Here is a 10,111-nt window from a genome sequence, read left to right as displayed (position 1 = left end):
CCGGAGCGGTAATGACATGCCCGGGCGCGACGACGAGATGAATGATCCGGCCGTTGGCGCGCTCTTCGCTGTTCTCGCAGCGAAGCCGATGTCCGAAATACGGTGCCAACGGTAATGGACCTCGACCTCCTGCCCAACATGGGCAGAATGACCCCGAGATGGTAATCGGAAGAAAGAATTGGCTCTTTGCTGGTGCCGACACCGGCGCGGAGACCTTGGCACGTGCCATGACGATCATCGAGACGGCCAAGATGAATGGCCTCGATCCGCAGGCGTATCTGGCCGACGTGCTCGACCGCATCCACGATCACAAGATCAACCGCCTCAACGAACTACTCCCCTGGAATTGGTCACCTGTTGCCATCACCTGCGCCGAGGCAGCCTGATGGCTACGATCACCTACGTCTTCACCATCGACCACGTCGCCAAAAAGCTTGGAGAGGATCCTGAGCTCCTTCAGGCGATCGTCAGCAACGACGACAACCTCTCCTACGGCAGCATCATCAGCGTCTACGATGGCACGGACGAGGCAATCACCGCTCTCACTGACGATGGGATTGACGAGCTGAGACAGATGCTCGCCCATGCTCGTCGTTCGACCGACGGATGGAACGACTTCCTCGATAGCTTTGTCGACGACGAAGAGCTCATCGCGCGCATAAAAGCAAAATCACCGCGGTAACAATCGGCCGGTTACGATTGATGCGCTGTCGCGGGCGCGACGGACACAGCAGCAGGTCGACAAGGCCTTACGTGTCGAGCATGGCGTCAGCCAGAAGCCGCTTCAGTCGCGCATTCTCCTCCTCCAGCGTCTTCAGCCGCTTCGCCTCCGACACCTCCATGCCTCCGTATTTCGCTTTCCATTTGTAGATGCTGGCGTCGCTGACGCCGTGCTTGCGGCACAGATCGTTCACCGAAGCCCCTGCCTCGTGACGCCCGGTACCCTAACCATCGCGCACACGCGCGGCTCGCCTCGTTTGTAGGCGAGCAGCGCACGCACCAACGCCTCACCATCGATCTTGTCGGTCTTGGCACGACGCCGCCGGCGCGACGTGGCAAGCGAGGCGGCGTCGACGACATGGCTTTCGATCCCCTCGGCCTCCAGGATTCGATGGATCCAGAAGCCGTCGAGACCCGCCTCCTGAATGACCACAAGCGCAAAGTGCCGGCCGGCGCGCGCCTGTGCCTTGTCCTGAAGCTGGGCAAAGCGTGCCAGCAGTCCTGTGATATCGCAGCCGCGTACCGCATGTTTCGACATCTTCTCCCCACTGCCCGGCGACAGCGAAGTGATCAACCAGGTCGATTTACTGAGACCGTATGTTCTCGGGGTGAAGGTGGCTCACCCCCGCGATAAGCTGAGATCGGGGGTTGCTTCGGAGTGGCCGAAGCCGAGCCCAAGCTTAGCGAGGGTGAACCATGGATCAGCATAACAGGCTTTTCGTCGGTCTGGACGTCTCGAAACTGAAGATTTCTTTAGCCGTCGCGGATGGCGAGCGGGGTGGTGAGGTAAGATATTTCGGGGATATACCCTCAGATCCGGCCTCGGTGTCATCCATCGTGCAAAAGCTGGCCAAGCGAGGAACAAAGCTCCACTTCTGTTACGAGGCAGGGCCTACAGGTTGCGAACTCTACCGTCAGCTCACCGAGATGGGCCATGATTGTGTGGTGATGGCACCGGCACTAATTCCCAAGCGTCCCGGAGATCGAGTGAAGACCAACCGGCGCGATGCGGTCAGCTTGGCACGGTTACATCGTGCGGGTGAGCTGACGGCGGTTTGGGTGCCGGACCGCGGGCATGAGGCTATGCGCGATCTCGTGCGGGCCCGTGAAGCAGCACAGGAGGCTCAAAAGCGGGCGCGTCAGCAGCTTCAGTCGTTCCTCCTTCGACATGGCCGCATCTATTCGGGCCGCTCATCCTGGTCGCTGGCGCATATGCGGTGGATATCGACTCTGAAGTTCGAGCATCCGGCGCACTTCATCGTGCTCAAGGAATACTGCCAGGCGATCGAGGATGCCGAGGTGCGTTTAAAGCGTCTGACCGATCCGATCTCGGAGACTGTCAAATCCTGGACGATGGCTCCTGTTGTCGAAGCCTATCAGGCGTTGCGAGGCGTATCGTTGATTGCCGCCGTCGTCTTTGTTGCCGAAATTGGCGACATCCGCCGCTTTGAAAACCCCCGCCAGCTGATGGCCTTTCTTGGCCTCGTTCCGTCAGAGAGCTCGACAGGTGAACATGTCAAACGCGGCGGGATCACTAAGGCCGGGAACTGTCGGGCCCGTCGCATGCTGGTCGAAGGCGCATGGGCTTACCGCTTCCCTGCGCGGGTAAGTCGAACCAAGCAAGCGCAGTTGGAAGGCCTACCGAGAACCGTTCGCGAAATAGCGTGGAAAGGTCAGCTCCGCCTCTGCTCTCGCTACCGAAAAATGATCCTCGCGGGGAAGCACAAGCCCATCGCGATCACCGCGATCGCTAGAGAAATGGAGGGCCTTCCTGTGGGCTATTGGCCAGGAAGTGCAACCAGCTCATCAAGCTTAACTTAGCGCCGCTCGCATTTGGCGACCAATTAGAAAGAGGAAAGAGGAAACAAGATCGATCATCTGCTGATGCTCAATGTTGGAGGCAGGGTCCCGGTCGGGGAATCTTCGATGGAACTGAGTGGCCGATGACGTCGATGCCCGTGCTAAGATAGAAGCAGCCCCAGGCGTACACACGGAAATGCGGTATCCAACCCGCGTATAAGAGTTTGCAAACCGTCGTCTTGAGACCCTGTCTCCTACATTGCGCATTAGCTACACCATGCCAGGACCAGCCACTATTGGCGGGGACGAACAGGCGTGGCCACGCCGCTTGCAAATGAACATAAGAGTTCCAAAGAAATGAAGATCGCGCCAAGATCGGTGCGGATAGCGGCAGGCGCCGCAGATCGATCGGCTAGAACACGCATGATTGGCCTCCACAGAGTTGTTGGTCAGCAACCCCACTCTGCCAGAGCGCAGGTCGCTATCCACCACCGGTCATGGGATCTTTGATCTCGATGCAAACTCCAGGTCGCCAAGACACGAACTCTACAAGTGCTCTTGCGAACAGGTAGGAACCGCCTGCGACCCCGACCACGACGGTCCCAGTTACCAGCTCCGGTCGGAAGGCGCTTTCCAGATCGATGAGTACAAAACCGAGCTGGCACGTTCGAAAGTGTGTCGCCCGCGTGCGTCAGGCGACACTTCCTGATCGTTCGCACCAATCTGCTGGCTCACTGTCGACTGCGTCATATTGAGGCGTGCGCCGCGCCAGAGAACTTCCGAGCGTCCCCACTGCCGTGAATGTCCGAAGCAATGTATATCCACGACCGTCTCCACTCATTCGCACTCTAAATGGATTGATAGCAGAAAAAAGCTAATCTTTAAGTTTTGACCTTGCTAGCTTCGATTAGGCTGAACTGCACAGTTGGAGCGAAAATGAATTTCCATGCTTTTGATATATCGTTGCCCGGACGTACCGTCCTAGTGACAGGGTCTACTACCGGTATGGGTCAGAACATCGCACGGGCGTTCGCGCGATCCGGTGCACGCGTGGCGATACACGGGCTGGGTGAACCAGCTGAATTGAAAAGTTTTGTAGACGAGCTAACTACAATCAGCGGGCAGTCGAGTGTTCACTTCGAGCACGATCTTTCGAATGCCCGGCAAGGCGCGCAACTCGTCGAAGCGGCGATATCGCAGTTTGGCGGTATCAACATCCTCATCAACAATGCCGGCGTACAATTCGTGAGCGATATCGAAGACTTCCCTTCGGACCAATGGGATCGTTTGCTCTCCGTGAACCTTAGTGCCGCGTTCCACACCACCAAGGCCGCACTGCCCGGTATGAAGAAGAATGGTTGGGGGCGTGTGATCAACACTGCTTCGACCCTGGCTCTGGAGGGTGCAGTGGGGAAAACAGCTTACGTAGCCGCAAAGCATGGCATTTTGGGGCTCACGCGTGCCGTCGCCTTGGAAAGCGCGGAGCATGGCGTTACCTGCAACGCTATTTGTCCCGGTTGGGTATACACCCCATTGGCTGCGGCACAGTTCGCTGCGAAGGCTGCTGCACTGGGGCTATCCGAAGAGGAAACCGTGAAGCAACATTTTCTCAACGAAATGCCTACAAAGCGCTTTGTGCATCCCGACGAGGTGGCTGCAACAATGCTCTTTCTGTGCTCGGAAATGGCGTGCTCCATCACGGGCGTCGCACTCCCGGTCGATGGCGGGCTCCTTGCCTGAGTTTTCGTCCAGGTGACATCGATCGCTCCGGCGTTGATGCATGCTCAACAACAATGATCCGCAAATTGGATGAGGAGGGCACCGATATGGTGATCAATACGATGAAAGCGGTCGTGCATCCTTGGCAATGCGATGCCATGGGCCACATGAACGTTCGATACTACACAGCGATTTTTGACGATGCATCCGGCCACCTCCTGAGCGCGATCGCACCGACTTGGGAGCAGTCACCGACCTCGGAGCTCGGCTGGGCCGATGTTCGCCATGTCGTGGATTTCAAAGAAGAAGCTAAGTGGGGCCGGCTGCTGAATATCAATTCGACCGTCACGAAGGTCGGCCGTACGTCGCTGACGTTTCGACACACCATGAGTGGGCCCGCGGGTGAAATTCATGCGACCATGGAGATCGTGACCGTCATGTTCGACCTCAAGCTCAGGAAGCCGGTAGTTTTACCCGATGACTTCCGGCAGGCCGCCGAGCGCTTGGCCGTCTCCGACGCCGGCGCAACTTCATAGGCTAGGCGGGTCTCAAATCGGCGATGTCGACAGCCAGTAAGGTGGCAGCGGGTGCCTACTTCAAATCCGAAAGACCGTTCGGTGTTCTCGAGTGAGGATGGCGCCTGTCGAGCATGATGGCGGCCCCTATTGTACCATGAACTGAGGTGGGATATCGATGTCGAGCAAGCTGGCGCAGTTCCCGTTCGTGCGCGAACTGGACAGCTTCGACTTCGAGGCGCAAGCGCAACGAAGCCGGACCTTTATGCTGCCGCTTTGCACGCAGGCCTCGGGGGCTAGAATCCCGATCAGAACGGGCAGCGTTCCAAGGAGGATTTCTTCAACAGTGATCTCAAGGAGCTCAGCTATCTCCCGAACCGTGTCGTGCCGCAGCAATCCCTCTTTGAGCTGAAGCGTGGCTCGGTCATCCCGGCGACCGCCCGCGCGCTCCGTTCTCATGGATCCTGTTCGCGATTATCTCGAAAGACGCTGGCAGGAAGGCCAGCGCAACGGATTGCAATTGTGGGCCGAACTCAAGTGCCGCGGCTTTGGAAGGTAGCAAGGCGACCGTCTACAGGTGGACCGCCGCCCGCAAGGAGCGGTCATCGACCGCTCCACCAAATTCGCGGTGGCGGCCGCCATCGCGCCGGATTCTGTGCATGGCTGCTGAGCGAAGACCCGACAGTAATCAAGATGAAGAGACAAGTCATTGGGAGATATTGTCATATTTGACATTGTCTTGAAATATTTTAGTATTAAACGGTAATATTATGTCATCATGATTTAACAATTCAATAATCTTTTTAGATTTGACGAGGGGCAAGGAGATGTAATAATGGCATTTAAATTGGGAACGAATGACAATGCGCAGCATGCATCCAGAACTGTCCACAAGGCAAAGCGGCTTCGGCCAACGCTTCGCCTGAGAGGAAATGCCGCCAGCTCAAGCCCAAGGAGGCCTATATTAACTGTACGGTCCACAGTCCTACCGCCTATGTGACACCAATAGAAAGGTGGACTCAGATTGTCCAAATTGGTGCACCAATGTAGCGATATTAGAGGAGGAAGCCCAAGCCCTTTGTATACCTGATGCGTTGTCGTTTGCGACTTTAGCTCCCAGAATTAACTTAGTACATGAGGCGCTGAAAGAGCTCGCCGCAAGAGACACTCAAATTCGAGGCAGAGGGGCGCCACCCGAATCACATCTCACAAGCTAATCCGAACTGCGCCCACTAGCTTCGTGAGAGCAGTGTCAAATTTCTAAAGGAAAACACCGTGACCAAAGTGGCAATTGTGACAGGATCGGCAACGGGCATGGGTGCGACTTGTGCCATCGACCTCGCGGCGCGGGGCTGGAACGTCACGATAAACTATACTCGAAGCAAGAAGGAAGCCTACGAGACTTATGCCAAGGTCAAAGCGCAAGGTGTTGAAGCCATCGTTGTGCAGGCCGACGTGGGGCAGGATGCAGATTGCCGCAAACTGGCCGCCGAGACCCTGAGCAAATGGGGGCGCATCGACGGCCTTATCAATAACGCTGCCACCACAAAGTTCCAAAAAGCGGGCGACCTTGAAGACGTCACACCGGAGGATTTCGACCGCATATTTCGCGTGAACACAACCGGCGCTTTCATGATGAGCCGTGCTGTGTTTCCGGCCATGCAGAGACTATGGGAGGAAAGCAAAGAACGCAGCGCGATCGTAAATGTGTCCACCAATGCCACCCTCACCGGCAACGGCAGCTCACTGCCCTATGTGCTGTCCAAGGGCGCCTTAAATACTCTTACCGTGATGCTTGCACGCTGGCTCAGCCCCGCCGTTCGGGTGAACACCATTTGCCCCGGCTTCATCCAAACCCGTTGGATGCTAAATGGCATCGGCGAAATTGAGTACAACAAGATGAAAGAGGACGAGGAACAGCGTACGCCTCTACGCCAGGCAGGCACACCGGAACAAATGTCCGAGGCTGCGCTGTTCTTCCTGACGGAAGCGTCAAACATTACCGGTCAGATCATTGTTGTTGATGCCGGCGACCATCTTGGACTGCTACAGCGGTAGCGCCGCCCTCGACCTGGGTCGCCGATGCAGCCGGCACCGAATTGGATGCTCTGGCCAAGGGCATCAGACGCGACATCGACGGTGTCAAAGCGGCCATCACCCATCCTTGGAGCGCAAGTCCGGTCCAAGGCCACATCAACCGCCTCAAGACACTCAAGCGTCAAATGTACGGACGGGCCGGATACGAGCTGTTGCGAAGCCGCCTGTTGGCAACCGCCTGAATACTACAGGCGGAGATGGTGGGGTCGGAAGCCTGACTTGCACCAAAAGTGCCGAAGATCCCCAAATTGCCGCTGTTGGTCTAAAGAAACGCGGGTCCGCTCGGCCGAGCCGTAGGACCGGTGGCATGTTCCCTATGCAAATGCGGAAAACTCTCGACGAACCGTGCAAACTTGTGCGCGCCGCAGGTGATTGGCTGATAACGCGCCGGGCTATCGTTCGAGACGCAGCTCTCCAAGGGTGCGATGACCGCGTTATGGTCGGCGTCTACGAAGAACGGAAGCGAATAGCGTTCCCGCCCGGAAATGTTCACCACCCGATGCAGGTTGGCGAGGTAGCGATCGTTGGTCAGTTTTTGCACGAGGTCGCCGATGTTGATGACGAAGGTGCCGGGGATGGGATTGGCCTCGACCCATACGCCGTCGCGGTTCATCACCTGTAGTCCACCGACGCTGTCCTGTGCAAGAATCGTAAGGTTGCCATAGTCGGTATGCGCGCCCATGCCGATGACCTTCTCGTCGACTACTCCAGTCTGAGGCGGATAGTGTAGCAAGCGCTGGATGGTGATTGGGCTCTTCATCTGTGGTTCGAAGAAATCGGCTGGCAGATCAAGGCTGAGTGCGATGCCACTCAGTATCTTGATTGAAAGCTCCTTCATCGTCTCGTGACACGAGAAAACGGTCTCCCGAAATCCGGGCAGGCTGGTCGGCCACTGATTAGGCCCGAAGAAGGGGCTCTCAAGAGTCTGCCGCTCGGGACCAATATCGAAGCACTCCTTCAAGTCGTTGGTTTTGGCCGGATCGGTGTTCTCGCCGAAAAATTGGATATATCCGCGCAATGCCACGCCTGAATTGCTGATATGCAGCTTCATCTTCTCCTCGGCTGGCAGATCGAAGAATGCTCGGGTGTGGGCGAAGGTCTCGTCTATCAACTGCGCAGGCACACCGTGGTTCTTGATGTACACGAATCCGGCATTGGCCAGCGCCCATCGGATTTCCTTCGCCACCCTTCCCGCGTCGCTTCCGTCCACAAGGGGGGCGAGATCCACGAGTGGAACTTTATCGAAGGACTGTCGCTTTGCCCGAAGGCTTTCGTCGAGCTGGCCGAGGTTCGAATTAATCATAGTGCTTCATCCATACAGAATGTGTGCCAGTATCTTATTGCGCGACGGGGTTTGCCCCGAGGGGACTTTGGGGACCAAAGGCGTCCTCCCGCCGCAGTGAAGAGATACGCTGCGCCCGGGTAGACTGAACGACAGTCAGAAGAGATTGCTCGTTGAAGCGCTTCTCTAAGTCCTAACGCGTCCAATTTGCGCCGAAATCTCATCTAGATCGGAGCCGTTTGGACATGACCAAGTCTGGCAAATTGTGGGGATTAATCAAGGGGCTTGCGGAAAAACATGGCGCCATGTTCGTTAAGATATATTAAGTTTTGGTTCTCTTGTTAAGGATATAACATTTGCGTTATCACGAGCAAAACGCAATTTATGGACTTGAAAGTAATCCAGAAGTTTCACTCTGTTCGGAGAATCACTTGGAGGAGCCCTTTGGAATTCCGGTCGTATTTCGCCACTGAAGGCGGTTGGGTTGCGTCTCATCTGCCATGCTGAGAAAACCCATGAATACGTTGGCTAAACAGACCGCTGGCCGAACTGCGTCATTGCCAGGTTAAGCCGACGCTACCGCCTCCGCCGAGGCATGGGTCTTCATCGCCAACATCCGCATGCTCACCCGAAGCTCGCAAGACCTTGAAATCACCGCCCCCATTCTGATTCAGACACTAAGGTTGCAGCTCGATGATGATATCGCTCCAGTGACGACCGGAGCGATGGTCAGGTATCGCCTTACTTCTTCACCCCCCGAAACGTCAATGCCGAAGCCGATCATCCTTGGGATGAGGCGACGAGATATCCTGGTTTGATCCGATTAGCGAAGCCGGCCTGCGCGAGTGGGTGCGCGGCCTCATCGAAACGATGCTCGAGACCGAGCTGGAAGCGGTGCTTGCCCGTCCCCGTTATGGCCGGCAGCCGGCGGCGCGCAGTGATGGGACCACCGTGTCGCCGGCCACCGCCACGGCAGCCGGACGCGCACGCTCACAGGGACCTTCGGCACCACTGAGATCACGGTGCCGCGGGCATGTCTCGAGGCCGGCGGTGACAAGACGGTGGAATGGAGAGCAACGCCTTGCGCGTCTATCAGCGGCGCACGATGGCGGCCGACGCGCTAATCGCGTCGAGCTACCTGGCGGGTACGAACACGCGCCGCGTGCGGCGGGCGCTCGCGGCCTTGTTCGGCGGCGCGATCGGCAAGGACGTCGTCAGCCGGACCTGGCGCAAGGTGAAGACGGGACTGGGACGCTTGGATGCCCGCTCGCTGGCCGACGAGCCGATCGTGCGCCTGATCCTCGACGGGACGGTGGTTCGTGCTCGTGGTCATTGGCGTGCGCGCGGACGGACAAAAGATCCCTGCTCGCGGTCAAGAACATGGGTGGAGAGACGACCGAGGTCTGGCAGGGCCATTCTCGATGCGTCGGGCGCGGCCTTCGCCGGCCGGAGTTCCTCATCGTCGGCGGTGCGCCCAGCTTGGACAGGGCAATTGCCGCGCTGTGGGACGGGGCGCCGGTGCAGTGATGCATGGTTCACAAGCACAGGAAGCTTGCTTGCTCATGCTCCCGAAAGGCTGCACGAGGAGATCAGCGCCGATTACGCGGACATCATCTACGCGGCCACGCCGGAGGAGACCGAGACCCGCCGCAAGGCGTTCCTCCGCAATGGCGGCTCAAGTGCCGCGCAGTGGCTGACAGCCTGGGAGGAAGCCGGCGAGCGCCTCTTCGCCTTCACCCGACTGCCGCCGAGCCAATAGAAAAGCGCCAGAACAACTAACGCGATTGAGCGTCTGCATGAAGAGTTCAAGCGGCGCATCAAGACCCAGGCGGTGCTGCCTTCGGCCGAAACCGCGGCAATGTTGTTCTGGGCGTTAATGGCGTCCGACCAAATCTCGATGCGAAAAATCGACGGATGGCAGACGCTTCCCGCCAAGCCATTCGGTCAACAGATTGACCTCGTCGCATGAACCGATAAT

5 protein-coding genes and 7 pseudogenes are annotated in these 10,111 nt (G+C 57.5%); 9 read left to right on the top strand and 3 right to left on the bottom strand.

Annotation, left to right across the window (positions count from 1 at the left end):
- Positions 1 to 164 precede the first annotated feature (164 nt).
- Both NKI17_RS31525 and NKI17_RS31520 read left to right on the top strand, forming a co-directional pair.
- A pseudogene (locus NKI17_RS31525) lies at positions 165 to 386 on the top strand (transposase domain-containing protein); the annotation flags it as partial.
- The gene (locus NKI17_RS31520) at positions 386 to 682 is read left to right on the top strand and encodes a hypothetical protein (protein WP_352907359.1); all 297 of its coding nucleotides are present in this window, start codon (positions 386 to 388) and stop codon (positions 680 to 682) included. The pseudogene NKI17_RS31525 and the gene NKI17_RS31520, both read left to right, overlap by 1 nt.
- A gap of 73 nt (positions 683 to 755) precedes the next feature.
- Here NKI17_RS31520 and NKI17_RS31515 read toward each other — a convergent pair.
- Together NKI17_RS31515 and NKI17_RS31510 are read right to left on the bottom strand one after the other, a co-directional pair.
- Positions 756 to 929: pseudogene (locus NKI17_RS31515) on the bottom strand (transposase); the annotation flags it as partial.
- Between the two features lie 8 nt (positions 930 to 937).
- A pseudogene (locus NKI17_RS31510) lies at positions 938 to 1,312 on the bottom strand (IS110 family transposase); the annotation flags it as partial.
- 104 nt (positions 1,313 to 1,416) lie between these two features.
- Between NKI17_RS31510 and NKI17_RS31505 the strand changes: the two are divergent.
- From NKI17_RS31505 to NKI17_RS31480, 6 genes and pseudogenes are all read left to right on the top strand, one after another.
- A pseudogene (locus tag NKI17_RS31505) lies at positions 1,417 to 2,536 on the top strand (IS110 family RNA-guided transposase).
- 920 nt (positions 2,537 to 3,456) lie between these two features.
- Complete coding sequence (locus NKI17_RS31500) at positions 3,457 to 4,260, top strand: 3-hydroxybutyrate dehydrogenase (RefSeq protein WP_352907357.1); 804 nt, start codon at positions 3,457 to 3,459, stop codon at positions 4,258 to 4,260.
- A 53-nt stretch (positions 4,261 to 4,313) separates the two neighbouring features.
- On the top strand, positions 4,314 to 4,775 hold the full coding sequence (locus NKI17_RS31495) for an acyl-CoA thioesterase (RefSeq protein ID WP_352907355.1): 462 nt from the start codon (positions 4,314 to 4,316) through the stop codon (positions 4,773 to 4,775).
- Between the two features lie 231 nt (positions 4,776 to 5,006).
- Positions 5,007 to 5,192: pseudogene (locus tag NKI17_RS31490) on the top strand (IncP-type conjugal transfer protein TrbI); the annotation flags it as partial.
- An 837-nt stretch (positions 5,193 to 6,029) separates the two neighbouring features.
- Positions 6,030 to 6,812: an SDR family NAD(P)-dependent oxidoreductase gene (locus NKI17_RS31485; protein ID WP_352907354.1), complete on the top strand. Its 783-nt coding sequence runs from the start codon at positions 6,030 to 6,032 to the stop codon at positions 6,810 to 6,812.
- A 50-nt stretch (positions 6,813 to 6,862) separates the two neighbouring features.
- Positions 6,863 to 7,033, top strand: a pseudogene (locus NKI17_RS31480) (ISL3-like element ISMdi2 family transposase); the annotation flags it as partial.
- 80 nt (positions 7,034 to 7,113) lie between these two features.
- Here the strand turns inward: NKI17_RS31480 and NKI17_RS31475 are convergent.
- On the bottom strand, positions 7,114 to 8,154 hold the full coding sequence (locus NKI17_RS31475) for an isopenicillin N synthase family dioxygenase (protein WP_352907353.1): 1,041 nt from the start codon (positions 8,152 to 8,154) through the stop codon (positions 7,114 to 7,116).
- Positions 8,155 to 8,937: 783 nt separating this feature from the next.
- Between NKI17_RS31475 and NKI17_RS31470 the strand changes: the two are divergent.
- Positions 8,938 to 10,102 (top strand): annotated as a pseudogene (locus NKI17_RS31470) (IS256 family transposase).
- Positions 10,103 to 10,111 lie beyond the last annotated feature (9 nt).

The organism is Mesorhizobium sp. M0816 (assembly GCF_040320005.1).
Classification (GTDB): domain Bacteria; phylum Pseudomonadota; class Alphaproteobacteria; order Rhizobiales; family Rhizobiaceae; genus Mesorhizobium.
This window is presented reverse-complemented; position numbering and strand designations above follow the sequence as displayed.